A 16,962-nucleotide genomic window follows, 5' to 3' on the forward strand; every position below is an offset into this window, starting at 1 on the left:
TGGTAAGCCGCACGGGCCTGAATGGCGATCAGTCGCTGCTGTTCAGTGCGCGCGCTCTGGAGTTTTTTTTTCTCTGCATCGAGCCGCTGTAGCTCGGATTCGCTTTTCTGCAGTTCTTTCTGCAGCGCGTCGACCTGCTTCTGCAGCTTGCCCATCTCGGTTTCAGTGCCCTTGAGCTCTTTCTGCACGCCGGACTTTTCTTCCTGCAGCTTGCCCAGGAGTTTTTTCAGCTCAGCGATATCCTGACGCGTGGCGTCCAACTGCTGTTGGGTTTGCGCGCGCTCGTCGGCGAAGGCCGGCTGGAGCAGACAGGTCAGAGCAAGGGCGATCAGGACGCGAAGCATAGGGGCGGGCGGCACCAGGGTAAGGGACGGCCTAGTATGCCCGCCCGAGGCTGCAAAAAAAACGCCCAATTGGGGCTGTGTGATAACTGGACAGAAAAACACCGCAAAACCAATGTGGGAGCGAGCTTGCTCGCGAAAGCGGTGCGTCAGGCGACATCGCTGTCGACTGATCCACCGTATTCGCGAGCAGGCTCGCTCCCACAGGGATTGGCGGTGTTTATACGAGGATCGAAGTACCTGTCATCTCCGCCGGTTTTTCCAGACCCAGCAGCATCAGCATGGTCGGCGCTACGTCCGCCAGCACGCCGCCTTCGCGCACTTTCAGGTCGCGCTTGCCGACGTAGATGAACGGCACCGGCTCGGTGGTGTGCGCGGTGTGCGCCTGACCGGTGGATTCATCGGCCATTTGCTCGACGTTGCCGTGGTCAGCGGTGATCAGTGCTTCGCCGCCGACCTTTTCCAGCGCCTCGACGATGCGACCGACGCAGGTGTCGAGGCACTCGACCGCTTTTACCGCCGCGTCGAACACGCCGCTGTGGCCGACCATGTCGCCGTTGGCGTAGTTGACCACGATCACGTCGTAACGCTGGTTTTCGATGGCGTCGACGATACGGTCGGTGACTTCCGGGGCGCTCATTTCCGGCTGCAAGTCATAAGTCGCGACTTTTGGCGACGGGATCAGGATGCGCTCTTCGCCCGGGAACGGTTCTTCACGACCGCCGGAAAAGAAGAAGGTCACGTGGGCGTATTTTTCGGTTTCAGCGATGCGCAGCTGGGTCTTGCCGTTTTTCGCCAGGTAATCACCGAGAACGTTTTCCAGGCTGCCGGCGGCGAAGGCCGACGGTGCTGGAATGCTAGCGGCGTACTGGGTAAGCATGACGAAACCGGCCAGTTTCGGCTGACGGGCGCGCGCGAACTCCTTGAAATCGTCTTCGACGAACACGCGGGTCAGCTCGCGGGCGCGGTCGGCGCGGAAGTTCATGAACACCACGGCATCGCCGTCTTCAACTTTCACCGGCTCACCGATGGAGGTGGCTTTGACGAATTCGTCGCTTTCGCCACGGGCGTAGGCAGCTTCAAGACCTTCCTGCGCGGTGGCGGCGTTGAATTCGCCATTGCCGTCGACGATCAGGTTATAGGCCTGGGCGACGCGATCCCAACGGTTGTCACGGTCCATGGCGAAGTAGCGGCCAATGATGCTGGCGATCCGGCCTTTGCCCAAGGCCTGGAAAGTCGCGTCGAGCAGTTCGATCGACGAAGCGGCGCTTTTCGGCGGCGTGTCGCGGCCATCGAGGAAGGCGTGCAGGTAGATTTTTTCGGCGCCGCGCTTGAAGGCCAGTTCGGCCATGGCGATCAGGTGATCCTGGTGGCTGTGCACGCCGCCATCGGACAGCAGGCCCATGAAGTGCACGGCTTTGCCGGCGGCCACGGCTTGATCGACAGCGGCGCAGATGGTCGGGTTTTCGAAGAATTCGCCGTCGCGGATCGCTTTGGTCACGCGGGTGAAGTCCTGATACACCACGCGCCCGGCGCCGAGGTTCATGTGGCCGACTTCCGAGTTGCCCATCTGGCCGTCCGGCAGGCCGACGTCCATGCCGCTGCCCGAAATCAAGCCATTCGGCACGGTGGCCCATAGACGGTCCAGCACGGGTTTCTTCGCCGCGAACACGGCATTGGATTCGGGGCTGTCGCTGTGACCGAAGCCGTCGAGAATCATCAGGACCAAAGGTTTGGGCGTAGTCGTCATGGAATCCACTCGTGGCTGATAAAGAAGAGGGCGATGGAAAACGGAGTTGGAGTTTAAAGCGAAGTTCCGACCGCGTCACCGCCGGACGGGGTTTGGCCGACCATAGTGGCTGTGTATACTGGCCGACATTTTAACGCCCTGGAACCTCCTTCGATGGTTGCTCACCTGATTGAATTTGCCACTAACCACTACATTCTTGTCGGTATCTTCGTCGTACTTCTGGCTCTGTTGCTGGCGCACACGATGCAGGGCGGCGGCAAGAGCCTGAGCACCGGCGAGCTGACCGCACTGGTCAATAAAGACGCAGGCGTGGTGGTGGATATCCGTCCGGCCAAGGATTATGCCGCTGGCCACATCGTCAGCGCGGTGTACATCCCGCAAGACAAACTGGCTGCCCGCGTCGGCGAGCTGGAAAAACACAAGGCCAAGACCATCATTCTGGTCGATGCCCTCGGTCAGACCGCCGGCACCCACGCCCGCGAGCTGATGAAGTCCGGCTTCACCGCCGCCAAGCTGTCCGGCGGGATTTCCAGCTGGAAAGGCGACAACCTGCCGCTGGTGAAATGACATGAGCGAAGTCATCGTCTACTCCAGCGATTACTGCCCTTACTGCTCGCGCGCCAAGCATCTGCTCGCCAGCAAAGGCGTGGCCTTCGAAGAGATCAAGGTCGATGGCAAGCCGCAGCTGCGTGCCGAAATGACCAAAAAGGCCGGGCGCACGTCCGTGCCGCAGATCTGGATCGGCGCAAAGCACATCGGCGGTTGCGATGATTTATACGCCCTGGAACGCGCCGGCAAACTCGACGCGCTGCTCAAGGGCTGAACGGCTGCACCCACGTACAGCACTCCCTAAAAGACCCAAGATCGATAAGGATCTGAGATGACTGACCAACAGAACACTGCAGCCAGCGAAGAAGAAACCGCACCGCAATTTTCCTTGCAGCGCATCTACGTACGCGACCTGTCCTTCGAAGCCCCGAAAAGCCCGGCGATCTTCCGCCAGCAGTGGGATCCGGCGGTCGGTCTGGATCTGAACACTCGCCAGAAAGCGCTGGAAGGCGACTTCTACGAAGTGGTGCTGACCCTTTCCGTCACCGTGAAAAACGGTGAAGAAGTGGCCTTCATTGCTGAAGTGCAACAGGCCGGTATCTTCCTGATCAAGAATCTGGACGCGGCTTCGATGAGCCACACCCTGGGTGCGTTCTGCCCGAACATCCTGTTCCCATACGCCCGCGAAACCCTGGACAGCCTGGTTACCCGCGGTTCGTTCCCGGCGCTGATGCTGGCGCCGGTGAACTTCGATGCCCTGTACGCGCAAGAGCTGCAGCGCATGCAGGAAAGCGGCGAGACCCCGACCGTTCAGTAAGACGGTTCAGCAATACCCCATGTGGGAGCGAGCCTGCTCGCGAAAGCGGTCTGTCAGACAAATCAATGTTGACTGACACTCCGCATTCGCGAGCAGGCTCGCTCCCACATTTGTTTTGCGGCGTTACTTGAAGTCGTTCTGCCGCCACGCTTCGTACACGGCGATCGCCACGGTGTTGGACAGGTTCAGGCTGCGGCAGCCTTCGCGCATCGGCAGGCGCAGGCGCTGTTCGGCAGACAGGGCGTCGAGCACGTCCGCTGGCAGGCCGCGGCTTTCCGGGCCGAACAGAAACGCATCGCCGGGCACGAACGCGGCATCATGGAACGGCCGCGAACCTTTGGTGGTGAAGGCGAACACGCGCGGGTTGCCCAGACTTTCCAGACAACTGGCCAGATCAGCGTGACGCTGCAACGTGGCATATTCGTGGTAGTCGAGACCGGCACGGCGCAGGCGCTTGTCGTCCATCTCGAAACCCAGTGGTTCGATCAAATGCAGGTGGCAGCCGCTGTTGGCGCACAGCCTGATAACGTTGCCGGTGTTCGGCGGAATTTCTGGTTGAAAAAGGATGACGTGAAACATGCACGGCTCCGAAGGTAAAGATGAGCGGCATTCTACGCCGCCTGTGGACAACCGTTCGAAACTATTCCCGCGCGTCATCGGCTCGCTGGCGATTGTCGGCTTGATGATCGGCTTGATGATCGGCCGGCTGACTACGCCGGATCCGAGCGTGCTGGAGCAGGTCGAGGTTGCCGATGGCGGCCTGGTGGTGTGGTTCAACAATGAGCCGAAGCTGCACGGCGAGATCATCGACGGCACCGTCGCGCTGCTGTTTCAGGCCGAAGGTCGACCGCAGAAAGGCCAGCTCAGGCTCAACGGCAAGGATGTCAACTGGCGCACGCGCAAGAGTGATGGCGGATTGTTGCTGACGGTGCTGGCAGCGCGCCCGTTGCGGGGCGACTGGGTCGGCAGCGAGGTCGATGATCGTTGGCGGCTGGAGATCCGCTTGAGCGAGCGCTAGCGGAAAGGTCCCATTCTGGATGTTCGCCCGACACTGTTTGACGTCCTTTCCTACCGTGACCGTATCCCTTTCCCATCTCCGACGATTGCTCGTCCACGCTATCGTTCGCCCCTTCAAACGGCAGGATGCCGAAACCCGTCGCCCCCTCGCATGAATGCAGGGGCGTCTTTTCAAGGATGAGAAACATGCCAGTAAAACCAGCCAAAGGTGGCGCTGCCCACACGAAAGTGGATGCTTCCACCAGTCCGACCCGACCGGACCACATGGATATTCCGCTTCCCGGCCCGTCAAACCGAGGTGGTTCTGGCTCAGCGTTTTCCACCGATAATTTGCCGTTACGGGCCGGCTTGTCCAGCGCTATCGACGCAGACGCCACGCTCGCGACTGCGGCAGTTGTGGTTCATGCGGCCCCTGCACAAGCCAGTCCGCCGGTATCACAACCGACGCTGGACCATTACGCAATCAACGCCCGCGCAATACTTCCAGAAATCAACAGCGAAGGATTGCGGGTTCTTAATCGGCGCACCTACGCTGACGTGGCCGGTGGCGATCTTGTTCTTGTCGCCGTAGATCCGCAGACAGGTCTGCATCGAGCCCGACGGCCAAGCGAATTACTGCCAGGCCCGGTGATGCTGCGCGATGCGGCCAGCGGGCTTTGGTATGCGCGCGATGTCGTGGAGCCAACTACCCGTGAGCAGATCCGCAAGTATCTGCCGGACATGAGCGATGAGAACGCGGATGCCTTCATCGCCCGGTTTGATGACAAGGATGTGGCAGAGCTTGAACTCAAGCACATTCAGCCTGGGCTTGCGCAACTGGACTCGACGCGTTTCAGCATGCCATTCAGTCCAGCTCGCATTACATCGGACCAGGAGTTCCTTGACGCGTCAAAGATGTGGACGACGCTACGCCAGTTGTACCAATGGCAAGGCCATCCTGATCAGCGGGTCTACAGTGGTGGGCGGCTTGTGGGCTTCAAGCTGGATATCAATCTGACGACATGGCCAGCTGAAAAGCCGCTTTCGTTGAAATTCAACTCAGTCGTTTCTCTCACGCTAAGAGGTGGTGGTCCGGTGACCCCGGACGTGTTTTGCGCGCAATTTCCCAACCTTGAAAGTCTGACGATTACCAGTCAGGAGATCAGAGTAAAAGGCCGGTTCCAAGGGTGGGACATAATAGAAAGCGTTCATTCAAAATTCAGTATGGATTCGCGCTTCGCCGAGCAATTGAAAAGATTCCCGCGTTTGCAGAGGCTGCATCTGCAGGACTGTGAATTAACGGCTGACTTTTCGCTGCGAGGCCTTACCAGACTTCGTGAATTATGGCTTTGCAACACAGTCGAGGCCCCGGTGAATAGCCTCGACATGCAAATGCGGCATCAGGAGCAAGTCACCTTTTTGCAAGTGGCAGCTGACCTCAGAGGGATGACTGAGCTGCGGGTGCTGGATCTGAGCCGCACCGGAATACACCTGCTGCCTTCTGGTCTGGAGGCCATCGACGTGGCGTCGAAGCTGGAAGTGTTAAGACTGGGGGGCAATCCGCTTGCGAACAGCCTTTCACTCGAAAACATGACCGCACTGCAGGAGCTGGATCTTTCCAATACACGATTGCAACGATTTCCCGAGGGCATTACCGATAGGATTCCCGTAAAAGAGTTGAATCTTGCTGACAATCACATCAGGTCGATTCCCGAATCCGTGGAGCTCAGAGCGGGCTTCAATCTCATCGGCAATCCAATTACGGACCCGGCCTCGCTACGGCGGTTGATACGAGCACGTGTCGACACAGGCACCGATATCTGGCTCGGACAGGAAAGCAGCGATGGGTCTGCCGATCTCTGGCTACGCAATGTGCCACAGGACCAGATAGCGGAAAAACAAGCGCTGTGGGACAGGCATAACGCCGCAATGCCACTGGCAGTGACCGGCATTCTTCGTCGGCTGAGTCGAACGCCCGAATTTCACGTTGAACGCCCGCTGCTGCAGCGGCGCGTGTGGTGGTTTCTGGAAATGTATGACAGGGCCGACGTCACCGAACGGGCCAGGCTCGACGCCATTCTTCATACGGAAACGAGTCCCGGGAAGATGCTGGACCGGCTGGAGAATGAAATCCGCAGCTATGACGGAGGGCGACAGAATCAAGCGCTGCACCCTCTGCCCAAACGGCCCAGGTTCGAATAGGGGCGGGGCGCTGCAGTGTAAAAGCGGGAATCCCTGACCTGCCTGTATCAGGGTTCCCAAAAGCGTGGGCTTCGCTTGTGGCGTCAGCCCGGTATAAAGAGGGAACCCCCGGCCTGCCTGTACCAAGGATCCCAAAAGGGTGGCTCGGCGCTTTGCGCTGTGAGCCCGATGTAAAGAGGGGAATCCCCGGCCTGCCTGTACCAAGGTCCCCGAAACGGGTGGTGAAGCGAATCACCTGAGACAGGTATTGCAGGGGGCGTGCCAGGTTTTAATCTGCTGAAACAAAAAACGCTTTGGGAACGCGAAAGCCCCGGGGCTCGGGGCTTTCGCGTTTTTGAATAAAGGGTTTTTCAGTTTTTTCAGGAGTGATTGTGGCGATACGGCTGTGCGCGATCGCGGGTCATTGTGCATTGATGCGGTGCACGGTGGCCCTCACCCTAACCCTCTCCCAGAGGGAGAGGGGACTGACCGAGTTGCCCGGTCAAGTTACGCCGACCTGAGATACCGAGCCGAACTCAGGCCTCGAAACCACCCGAGATTGCTCCTTCCCCTCTCCCCTTGGGGGAGAGGGCTGGGGTGAGGGGGATCGATCCTGAGTAGACGACAATCCTTAAGCGTTAACCCTCTTCCCCTCGTCATCATCCCCACCATCAACCTTCATCCCCAGTTCCTTGATCTTGCGCGTCAGGGTATTGCGCCCCCAACCCAGCAGCACCGCCGCATCACGCCGACGTCCTGCGGTGTGCTTCAAAGCAGTCTCGATCATGATCCGCTCGAACGCTGGCACTGCGCTGTCGAGCAGGCTCGACTGGCCACGGGCCAAGGCCTGATCGGCCCACTGGCGCAGGGCCTGTTCCCAGTTGGTCACTGGCGCCGAATCCTGCGGCAGGTTGAGCAGTTCCGGTGGCAAGTCACTGATGTGCACTTCACGGCCGGAGGCCATGACGGTGATCCAGCGGCAGGTGTTCTCCAGCTGGCGCACGTTGCCCGGCCACGGCAGGTTTTTCAGGTATTCCTCGGTTTCGCTTTTCAGCAGCTTCGGCTCGACCGCCAGTTCCTGCGCGGCGCGGCTGAGGAAGTGCCGGGCCAGGGTCGGGATGTCTTCGCGACGATCCGACAGGCGCGGGATGTGGATGCGGATAACGTTGAGGCGGTGGAACAAGTCCTCGCGGAATTTGCCGGCGTGGACGAGCGTTTCCAGATTCTGGTGGGTTGCGGCGATGATGCGTACATCGACTTTCACCGGCACATGGCCGCCGACGCGGTAGAACTCGCCATCGGCCAACACGCGCAACAGACGCGTCTGGGTGTCCGCCGGCATGTCGCCGATTTCATCGAGAAACAGCGTGCCGCCGTCCGCCTGTTCAAAACGACCGCGACGCAAATTCGCCGCGCCGGTGAACGCGCCTTTCTCGTGGCCGAACAGTTCCGATTCCATCAGATCCTTGGGAATCGCCGCCATGTTCAGGGCAATGAACGGCGAAGCCGCGCGTGGGCTGTGGCGGTGCAGGGCGTGGGCGACCAGTTCTTTACCGGTACCGGATTCGCCGTTGATCAGCACGGTGATGTTGGAGTGGCTCAGGCGCCCGATGGCGCGAAAGACTTCCTGCATCGCCGGCGCTTCGCCGATGATTTCCGGGGTGCGGGTCAAGGCTGGCACAACTTCCAGGCCTTGCTGTTCCTGCGCATGTTGATTGGCGCGTTTGACCAGCGAAACGGCTTCGTCGACGTCGAAAGGCTTGGGCAGGTACTCGAAAGCACCGCCCTGATAGGAGGCGACAGCGCTGTCCAGATCGGAGTGAGCGGTCATGATGATGACCGGCAGCCGTGGGTGCTGTTCGCGAATCCGCGCCAGCAGATCCAGGCCACTGGCGCCCGGCATGCGGATATCGGAAATGATCACGTCCGGCTGCTGCCGGGCCAGACGACTCATCACGCCGTCGGCGCTGTCAAAGCTCTGGGTGGTCATGCCTTCCTGCTGCAAGGCCTTTTCCAGGACCCAACGGATAGAACGGTCGTCATCGACGATCCACACGGTTTCACTACGGCTCATGTCGATGTGGCTCCTTGTTCCAGTGGCAGGAAGATCGAGAAGGTGGTGTGGCCTGGATGGCTCTCACACTCGACCAGGCCCTGGTGCTGACTGATGATGTTCTGGGTAATGGCCAGGCCCAGCCCGGTACCGTCCGGGCGGCCGCTGACCATCGGAAAGAAAATGGTTTCCTGCAGTTCCGCCGGGATGCCCGGGCCGTTGTCGATGATCTCGATCTTGGTCACCAGACGATGGCGGATGTGGCCGATGGTGAACTGGCGCATGGCGCGGGTGCGCAGGCTGATGCGGCCCAGGCGCAGCTCGTTCTGGCTGCTGATAGCCTGCATCGCGTTGCGCACGATGTTCAACACCGCCTGAATCATTTGCTCGCGGTCGATCAATACATCGGGAATGCTCGGGTCGTAATCACGCACCAGGGTGATGCAGCCCTGGCTTTCGGCCTCGACCAGATGGCAGACGCGTTCGAGCACTTCGTGGACGTTGCACATGGCCAGTGACGGCAACTTATTCGAGCCGAGCATGCGATCGACCAGATTGCGCAGGCGGTCGGCCTCTTCGATGATCACATTTGTGTAATCGCGCAGGCTCTCTTCCGGAAGCTCGCGGGCGAGCAATTGCGCCGCACCACGGATGCCACCGAGGGGATTCTTGATCTCGTGGGCGAGGCCGCGCACCAGCATCTTGCTGGTTTCCTGTTTGGACAGCTGCGCCTCTTCCTTGGTGATGCGCAACAGGCGATCACGCGGATGCACTTCGAGCAAAAGCAAAGTCTCGCCGTTACTGAGAATCGGCGTCACCGCGTAATCCACGGTCAGCGTCTGGCCGGTGAGGGCGGTGAGCATCGCTTCACGCTTGGTGAACGGGTGCGCCTGCTCCACCGCCTGACGCAGGGAATTGAGCGCCTCGGGGGATTCGGTGAACAGCTCGCTGATGAACTGGCCGTGGCTGCGCTGGCCGCTGACCGCCAACAGCATTTCCGCCGCCGGGTTCATATACTCCAGGCGCAACTCGGCGTCGAGCAGGATGGTCGCCGTGGTCAGGTTGTCGAGCAGCAAACGGTGAATAGCGTCGCTTATGGTCATCTGGACCCCTCTTGGAGCAAGGCGTGCGCGAGAACAAAGCGCTGATGTAGGGAAAATGCAAAAACCAAACCAAGGCTCCGAAAAGAAGCGTTTAACCCCTGAAACAGGCGTTTGACGCGCGTTTGTATGGCACGAAGCCGGCTCAAACGGGAAGTTTCGAACCAAAATGGGTTGGGTTGTGGGCGAGATGCAGTTTAGTGCACCAATAGGGTGCGCATGCCCGGCGGACGTTAAAAGAAGCGCAGGAATGGATTTTTCGGCTCTTCCGGTTTGTCCTTGAGCGGGCATTCCGGGCGCACGCCGTAATCGTCGGCGACACAGGGTTTGACCTGACGTTTCTGCGCCAGGGAAATGCGCAGCATGTGGAACGGCTGATTGGCGGTGCGTTCCACGGTACGCCCGGCGGCGTCGAGGATTTCGATCGAAAGGTTGTGGCTGCCGCGATCGATGTTGCTCAGCGCAAACACCGGGCTGGCGCCGGGCTCGCCAGTGGCCTTGCCATCCAGCAGCAAGCGATAACGATGGCCGCTTTGCAGGCCGGGCTCGCTGGTGACGCTGACGATCAGCTCGCCGGCGCTGCTGCGCAAAGTGGCATCGGGCTCCGGGATCAGAATGCGCAGCATGTCGTAGTGAAAGGGCGGTGGTTCGGCGGATTTTTTCGCTGTGGTGATCGGCGCTGCGGTGTTGGCAGGGACAGCCATGCGATTGCTCGTCGCGATCGGCACTCGCTTGGCGTTGGCGCGTGGCTGGTCGGTGTAGACGCGGTTGCCCTGTGCGTCGAGATAGGTGAAGACCTCCGCCGAGGTGCACATCGACATCAATGCCAGGACGAGTACCAGCCCCGCGCGAATCACGGCGTATGCACCCGTTGCACGGTGAAGACGGCTGGCGGGCTCTGCTGAACGACGCGTTGGCCGTCGATCACTTGCACGGCCAGGCGATGCTCGCCGCGATCGATGTTGACCAGTTGCAGAACCGGCACGTTGCTCGGCTGGCCATAGGGCTGGTCGTCGAGCAGCAGCCTTAATTGATGCGGCGGTTGCAGGCGCGGCTTGATCAGAACATTGACCGTAAAGGTGCCGTTATTGGCGCGCAGCGCCTCGTCAGTGGGCAGACCGGCGAGTTCGAGGATTTCATAGGCGTTGCGCGGTGGTTGCGGTTGTTCTGCGGTGGGTGCCTGCGGCGCACTCGGTGCTTGCGGCTCGACCCGATTGAGTGGCGGCAGCTCGACCGGTTGCGCCTGCACGCCGTCCGGCGGCTGATTGCTGTACGCCGTGTTGCCGTTGGCGTCGGTGTACTTGTAGATCTGCGCGGCGGCGGGCAGGGCGATCAGCAGCAGAATGTAGGGAAACGTGCGACCCATGAAATCGACCGGGGTTGGAAGCGATGGGTAGCAGCATAGGACAGGTGGCGCGGTTGGCCCAACTGGCGACACATTCAAAGATCATTCAGACACCACAGATCGCCTGTGGGAGCGAGCCTGCTCGCGAAGGCGTCGCGTCAGTCACCATCATCTTCAATGACACACCGCTTTCGCGAGCGGGCTCGTTCCCACAGGGTAAATGAACTGTGCCGGGCAATAAAAAAGGCCTCCCGAAGGAGGCCTCTTTTGTCACGCCACTTTACGCAGAGCTACCGGATCAGCAGCTGTAGTACAGCTCATATTCCAGTGGGTGTACGAAGGTGCGAACCTTGATTTCTTCTTCCGATTTCAGCGCGATGTAAGCGTCGATGAAGTCGTCGGAGAACACGCCGCCCTTGGTCAGGAACGCGCGGCCCTTGTCCAGCTCTTCCAGGGCTTCTTTCAGGCTGCCGCAAACCTGTGGAATCTCTTTCGCCTCTTCAGGCGGCAGGTCGTACAGGTTTTTGTCAGCAGCATCGCCTGGGTGGATCTTGTTTTGGATACCGTCCAGACCGGCCATCAGCAGTGCTGCGAAGGCCAGGTACGGGTTGGCAGCCGGATCCGGGAAGCGTGCTTCGATACGGCGGGCTTTCGGGCTCGACACGTAAGGAATACGGATCGAAGCGGAACGGTTGCGCGCCGAGTAGGCCAGCATTACCGGAGCTTCGAAGCCTGGCACCAGACGCTTGTAGGAGTTGGTCGCCGGGTTGGTGAAGCCGTTCAGGGCCTTACCGTGTTTGATGATGCCGCCGATGAAGTACAGAGCGGTATCGGACAGGCCGGCATAGCCTTCACCTGCGAAGGTGTTCTTGCCGTCTTTCCAGATCGACATGTGTACGTGCATGCCCGAACCGTTGTCGCCGTACAGTGGCTTCGGCATGAAGGTCGCGGTGCGGCCGTAAGCGTCGGCAACGTTGTGCACAACGTATTTCAGGGTCTGAACTTCGTCAGCCTTCTTCACGAGGGTGTTGAACTTGACGCCGATTTCGTTCTGGCCGGCAGTTGCCACTTCGTGGTGGTGAACTTCAACCGACTGACCCATTTCTTCCAGTGCGTTGCACATGGCGGTACGGATTTCGTGGTCGTGGTCGAACGGTGGAACCGGGAAGTAGCCGCCTTTCACGCCTGGACGGTGACCCTTGTTGCCGCCTTCGATGTCCTGGTCGGACATCCACGAGCCTTGCTCGGAGTAGATCTTGAACATCGAACCGGAGATGTCCGACTTGAACTTCACCGAGTCGAAGATGAAGAATTCTGGCTCTGGACCGGCGAATACGGTGTCGCCGATACCGGTGGCTTTCAGGTGCTCTTCGGCGCGCTTGGCGATCGCACGTGGGTCGCGATCGTAGCCCTGCATGCTCGAAGGCTCGATGATGTCGCACACCAGAATCAGGGTTGGGTCTTCGGTGAACGGATCGAGCACGGCAGTTTCGTCGACCGGCATCAGGATCATGTCGGAGGCTTCGATACCTTTCCAACCGGAGATGGAGGAACCGTCGAACATCTTGCCGACTTCGAAGAAGTCGTCATCCAGCGCATCGCGAGCCGGCATGGTCACGTGGTGCTGAGTGCCTTTGGTGTCCGTGAAGCGCAGATCAATCCACTTGACGTCATGATCTTTGATGAGTTGAACCGACTTCGACATAGTGTCCTCCGGGTGAATTAGGGCGGGTAGTGGATGCCCTTAATAATGGTGATGCCGGCGCGAATACTCTGCCAAGGCAACCTGCCTCACAAGGGAGCAAATTGCATGCCAGTGCCCCAGCATGGGTTTTTTGCCCCAAATTCACGCTTATTAAGGTGCGCAGGCAACTGAATCGACAAATATCGCCCCGTAATGTTGCGTTTAATTCCATAAATGACCTGTTTTGGTGCGCGCAAAACCTTCTGCACATTAACTGGTTAAACCTTGAGCAATTTCCGCTATAATCCGCGCCCCCCTTTTTCGGCTGGCCGTTCGCGCGCTGTTTTCATGAAACTTATCGTAAAAGTCTTCCCCGAGATCACCATCAAAAGCCGACCTGTCCGGACGAAATTCATCCGCCAGTTGGCCAAGAACATCCGCACCGTGCTCCGTGACCTGGACCCGGCCGTGGTGGTGAACGGCGTGTGGGACAATCTCGAGCTGGAAACCCGCGTTACCGACCCCAAAGCCTTGAAAGAGATGGGCGAGCGCCTGACCTGCATGCCGGGGATCGCGCACTTTCTGCAGATCGACGAGTACCCGCTGGGCGACTTCGACGACATCACCGAGAAGTGCAAACAGCACTACGGCGATGCGCTGGCCGGGAAGATTTTCTCGGTGCGCTGCAAGCGCGCAGGCAAGCATGCGTTCAGCTCGATGGACGTGGAAAAATACGTCGGCAGCAAGCTGCGTCGCGAGTGCGGTGCAGCCGGAATCGACCTCAAAGCACCGGAAATCGAAGTCCGTATCGAAGTTCGCGACAAACGGTTGTTCGTGATTCACAGCCAGCACAACGGCATCGGCGGCTACCCGCTGGGTGCGTTGGAGCAGACGCTGGTATTGATGTCCGGCGGCTTCGATTCGACCGTGGCGGCTTATCAGATCATGCGTCGCGGCCTGATGGCGCACTTCTGCTTCTTCAATCTCGGCGGGCGCGCCCACGAATTGGGCGTGATGGAAGTCGCGCACTTCATCTGGAAGAAGTACGGCAGCTCGCAACGCGTGCTATTTGTCAGTGTGCCGTTCGAGGAAGTGTTGGGCGAAATTCTCGGCAAAGTCGATAACAGTCATATGGGCGTGGTTTTGAAGCGTATGATGTTGCGCGCCTCGTCCGAGATCGCCGAACGCCTGCACATCGATGCACTGGCGCCCGGTGAAGCGATCTCCCAGGTGTCGAGCCAGACGCTGCCGAACCTGTCGGTGATCGACTGCGTGACCGATAAACTGGTGCTGCGGCCGCTGATCGTCGCGCACAAGCAGGACATCATCGACACCGCCAACGAGATCGGCACCGCCGATTTCGCCCGGCACATGCCGGAATATTGCGGCGTGATTTCGGTCAACCCCAAGACCGCCGCCAAGCGTGGCCGGGTTGAGCACGAAGAGAAAGAATTCGACATGGCGGTACTCGAGCGCGCGCTCGCCAACGCCAAACTGGTGCCGATCGATCGGGTAATCGACGAGTTGGGCCAGGATTTGCAAATTGAAGAAGTCAGCGAAGCGCTGGCCGGTCAGATCGTGATCGACATCCGCCACCCGGATGCCGCCGAGGATGATCCGCTGGAGCTCGCCGGCATAGAGGTACAGACGATGCCGTTCTATGCAGTGAACGCACGTTTCAAGGAACTGGACCCTACTCGCCAGTACCTGCTGTATTGCGACAAAGGCGTGATGAGTCGCCTGCATGCCCACCATTTGCTCAGTGAGGGGCATGCCAATGTGCGCGTTTATCGACCGAGCTAAGTGCCCGGGGCTGTTTGCCTGTGGCCTGCGTCACCGGCCCCCCGACACCGCCGTCAAGCTGTAACGGCCATGCCGGACACTACTGCTAATCGCTGCCATGACTTGTCAGCAAACCGAATCCTCTGATCGAGATACACAAGTGATCGAAAATCTACGCAACATCGCCATCATTGCCCACGTTGACCACGGTAAAACCACCCTGGTAGACAAACTCCTGCGTCAATCCGGCACCCTGGAGCGCAACGAGCTCAACGACGAGCGCGTGATGGACTCCAACGACCAGGAAAAAGAGCGCGGTATTACCATTCTGGCGAAGAACACCGCCATCAACTGGAACGGCTACCACATCAACATCGTGGACACCCCGGGCCACGCCGACTTCGGCGGCGAAGTTGAACGCGTAATGTCGATGGTCGACTCCGTTCTGCTGCTGGTTGACGCTCAAGACGGCCCTATGCCGCAAACCCGCTTCGTGACCAAGAAGGCTTTCGAAGCCGGCCTGCGTCCAATCGTGGTGATCAACAAGGTTGACCGTCCAGGCGCACGTCCGGACTGGGTTCTGGACCAGATCTTCGACCTGTTCGACAACCTCGGTGCGACCGAAGAACAACTGGACTTCCAGGTTGTTTACGCTTCGGCCCTGAACGGTATTGCCGGTCTGGACCACACCGCCATGGCGGAAGACATGACTCCGCTGTACCAGGCGGTAGTCGACCACGTTCCGCCTCCGGCCGTTGACCGTGACGGTCCGTTCCAGATGCAGATCTCCGCTCTGGACTACAACAGCTTCCTGGGTGTTATCGGTGTTGGCCGTATCGCCCGTGGTCGCGTCAAGCCGAACACCCCGGTTGTCGCTATCAGCGCCGACGGCAAGCGTCGCAACGGTCGTATCCTGAAGCTGATGGGTCACCACGGTCTGCACCGCATCGACGTTGACGAAGCAGCAGCCGGCGACATCGTCTGCATCAGCGGCTTCGACGAGCTGTTCATCTCCGACACTCTGTGCGACGTCAACACCGTCGAGGCGATGAAGCCGCTGACCGTTGACGAGCCAACCGTTTCCATGACCTTCCAGGTAAACGACTCGCCATTCTGCGGTAAAGAAGGCAAGTTCGTGACCTCCCGTAACATCAAGGATCGTCTGGACAAAGAGCTGCTGTACAACGTTGCACTGCGCGTTGAAGAAGGCGACTCGGCTGACAAGTTCAAGGTTTCCGGCCGTGGTGAGCTGCACCTCTCGGTACTGATCGAAACCATGCGTCGCGAAGGCTTCGAGCTGGCCCTGGGCCGTCCTGAAGTGATCATCCGTGAAGTTGACGGCGTGAGGCAGGAACCGTTCGAAAACGTCACCATCGACATTCCTGAAGAATCCCAGGGCAAGGTCATGGAAGAGATGGGTCTGCGTAAGGGCGACCTGAGCAACATGGTGCCGGATGGCAAGGGCCGTGTTCGTCTGGAATACAACATCCCTGCTCGCGGTCTGATCGGCTTCCGTAACCAGTTCCTGACCCTGACCAACGGTGCTGGCATCCTGACCTCGATCTTCGACCGTTACGCTCCAGTGAAGTCGGGCCACATGTCCGGCCGTCAGAACGGCGTTCTGGTTTCGGTTGAAACCGGCAAGGCTCTGACCTACTCGCTGGAAACCCTGCAGGCTCGTGGCAAGCTGTTCGTAGAACACGGCCAGGAGATCTACAACGGTCAGATCGTTGGTCAGAACAGCCGCGACAACGACCTGGGTGTCAACCCAACCAAAGGCAAGAAGCTCGACAACATGCGTGCTTCGGGTAAAGACGAAACCATCGCTCTGGTCCCACCTGTTCGCTTCACCCTGGAACAGGCTCTGGAATACATCCAGGAAGACGAGCTGTGCGAAGTTACGCCTAAGTCGATCCGTCTTCGCAAGAAGATCCTCGACGAAAGCGAGCGTACCCGCGCTGCCAAGAAAGCCAAGGCGTAATCCAGCCCTGGAATAGAAAACGCCCCCGGTCGCGAGACCGGGGGCGTTTTTGTTTGTCCAGGCTTAAAAGCCTCTCACCCTAGCCCTCTCCCGGAGGGAGAGGGGACTGATTGGGGGATGCTCAGGAGATGCATCGACCTGAGTGAATCCTGCCGAATCCAGAATCGATTTGGCGGGCTTCACCGAATCCATAATCGACTGTTTGTTTCAGGTCGGTGTATGGCTCCAGACACCTCGGTCGGCTCCCTCTCCCTCTGGGAGTGTATGTACCGGAGACATGGTGGACACATTTTCGGAGACATGGTGGACGGTTTTAGATCTTCTTACCTGCCGTCACGATCTGCAAGTTCAAGTCGATTCGAGCGACACGATGTCTACTCCAG

The 16,962-nt window shown here is 59.3% G+C and carries 14 protein-coding genes and 1 pseudogene; 7 read left to right on the forward strand and 8 right to left on the reverse strand.

Annotation, left to right across the window (positions count from 1 at the left end; all coding sequences use genetic code 11):
* A pseudogene (locus OC605_RS27705) lies at positions 1-344 on the reverse strand (peptidase M23); the annotation flags it as partial.
* A 217-nt stretch (positions 345-561) separates the two neighbouring features.
* Positions 562-2,091, reverse strand: coding sequence for a 2,3-bisphosphoglycerate-independent phosphoglycerate mutase (gene gpmI / locus OC605_RS27710; RefSeq protein ID WP_262140471.1), 1,530 nt, complete (start codon positions 2,089-2,091; stop codon positions 562-564).
* Between the two features lie 153 nt (positions 2,092-2,244).
* On the opposite strand from gpmI, the gene OC605_RS27715 reads away from it, so the two are divergent.
* Genes OC605_RS27715 through secB form a run of 3 tightly spaced genes read left to right on the forward strand, consistent with a single transcriptional unit; the run spans position 2,245 to position 3,457 of the window.
* Positions 2,245-2,658 carry a rhodanese-like domain-containing protein gene (locus tag OC605_RS27715; protein WP_262140472.1) on the forward strand — a complete coding sequence of 138 codons (414 nt, stop codon included), beginning with the start codon at positions 2,245-2,247 and terminating at the stop codon, positions 2,656-2,658.
* A 1-nt stretch (position 2,659) separates the two neighbouring features.
* The gene (gene grxC / locus OC605_RS27720; protein ID WP_016772115.1) at positions 2,660-2,914 is read left to right on the forward strand and encodes a glutaredoxin 3; all 255 of its coding nucleotides are present in this window, start codon (positions 2,660-2,662) and stop codon (positions 2,912-2,914) included.
* Between the two features lie 57 nt (positions 2,915-2,971).
* Complete coding sequence (gene secB, locus OC605_RS27725) at positions 2,972-3,457, forward strand: protein-export chaperone SecB (RefSeq protein ID WP_016772114.1); 486 nt, start codon at positions 2,972-2,974, stop codon at positions 3,455-3,457.
* 123 nt (positions 3,458-3,580) lie between these two features.
* On the opposite strand, the gene OC605_RS27730 is transcribed toward secB, so the two are convergent.
* Positions 3,581-4,036, reverse strand: coding sequence for a tRNA (cytidine(34)-2'-O)-methyltransferase (locus OC605_RS27730; RefSeq protein ID WP_262140474.1), 456 nt, complete (start codon positions 4,034-4,036; stop codon positions 3,581-3,583).
* Between OC605_RS27730 and OC605_RS27735 the strand changes: the two genes are divergently transcribed.
* On the forward strand, positions 4,035-4,475 hold the full coding sequence (locus OC605_RS27735) for a hypothetical protein (protein WP_186568607.1): 441 nt from the start codon (positions 4,035-4,037) through the stop codon (positions 4,473-4,475). The two genes, OC605_RS27730 and OC605_RS27735, sit on opposite strands and share 2 nt — an antisense overlap.
* 185 nt (positions 4,476-4,660) lie before the next feature.
* Positions 4,661-6,655: a leucine-rich repeat domain-containing protein gene (locus OC605_RS27740; RefSeq protein ID WP_225927660.1), complete on the forward strand. Its 1,995-nt coding sequence runs from the start codon at positions 4,661-4,663 to the stop codon at positions 6,653-6,655.
* Positions 6,656-7,265: 610 nt separating this feature from the next.
* On the opposite strand, the gene ntrC is transcribed toward OC605_RS27740, so the two are convergent.
* From ntrC to glnA, 5 genes are all read right to left on the reverse strand, one after another.
* On the reverse strand, positions 7,266-8,708 hold the full coding sequence (gene ntrC, locus OC605_RS27745) for a nitrogen regulation protein NR(I) (RefSeq protein WP_262140475.1): 1,443 nt from the start codon (positions 8,706-8,708) through the stop codon (positions 7,266-7,268).
* Complete coding sequence (glnL, locus tag OC605_RS27750) at positions 8,705-9,790, reverse strand: nitrogen regulation protein NR(II) (RefSeq protein WP_262140477.1); 1,086 nt, start codon at positions 9,788-9,790, stop codon at positions 8,705-8,707. The genes ntrC and glnL overlap by 4 nt, the downstream gene beginning before the upstream one ends.
* Positions 9,791-10,020: 230 nt before the next feature.
* Positions 10,021-10,608 (reverse strand): DUF4124 domain-containing protein, encoded by a 588-nt coding sequence (locus OC605_RS27755; RefSeq protein ID WP_186568653.1) that lies wholly within the window; start codon positions 10,606-10,608, stop codon positions 10,021-10,023.
* A gap of 32 nt (positions 10,609-10,640) precedes the next feature.
* Positions 10,641-11,153: a DUF4124 domain-containing protein gene (locus OC605_RS27760; protein WP_186568609.1), complete on the reverse strand. Its 513-nt coding sequence runs from the start codon at positions 11,151-11,153 to the stop codon at positions 10,641-10,643.
* Between the two features lie 277 nt (positions 11,154-11,430).
* Positions 11,431-12,837 (reverse strand): type I glutamate--ammonia ligase, encoded by a 1,407-nt coding sequence (gene glnA, locus OC605_RS27765; protein ID WP_016772104.1) that lies wholly within the window; start codon positions 12,835-12,837, stop codon positions 11,431-11,433.
* A 327-nt stretch (positions 12,838-13,164) separates the two neighbouring features.
* Between glnA and thiI the strand changes: the two genes are divergently transcribed.
* The gene (gene thiI / locus OC605_RS27770) at positions 13,165-14,619 is read left to right on the forward strand and encodes a tRNA uracil 4-sulfurtransferase ThiI (protein ID WP_262140478.1); all 1,455 of its coding nucleotides are present in this window, start codon (positions 13,165-13,167) and stop codon (positions 14,617-14,619) included.
* Between the two features lie 139 nt (positions 14,620-14,758).
* Positions 14,759-16,579, forward strand: a complete 1,821-nt coding sequence (gene typA / locus OC605_RS27775; RefSeq protein WP_262140479.1) for a translational GTPase TypA — start codon at positions 14,759-14,761, stop codon at positions 16,577-16,579.
* The last annotated feature ends 383 nt before the right edge of the window (positions 16,580-16,962 follow it).

The organism is Pseudomonas sp. Marseille-Q5117, assembly GCF_946901175.1.
Taxonomy (GTDB): Bacteria; Pseudomonadota; Gammaproteobacteria; order Pseudomonadales; family Pseudomonadaceae; genus Aquipseudomonas; species Aquipseudomonas iranensis.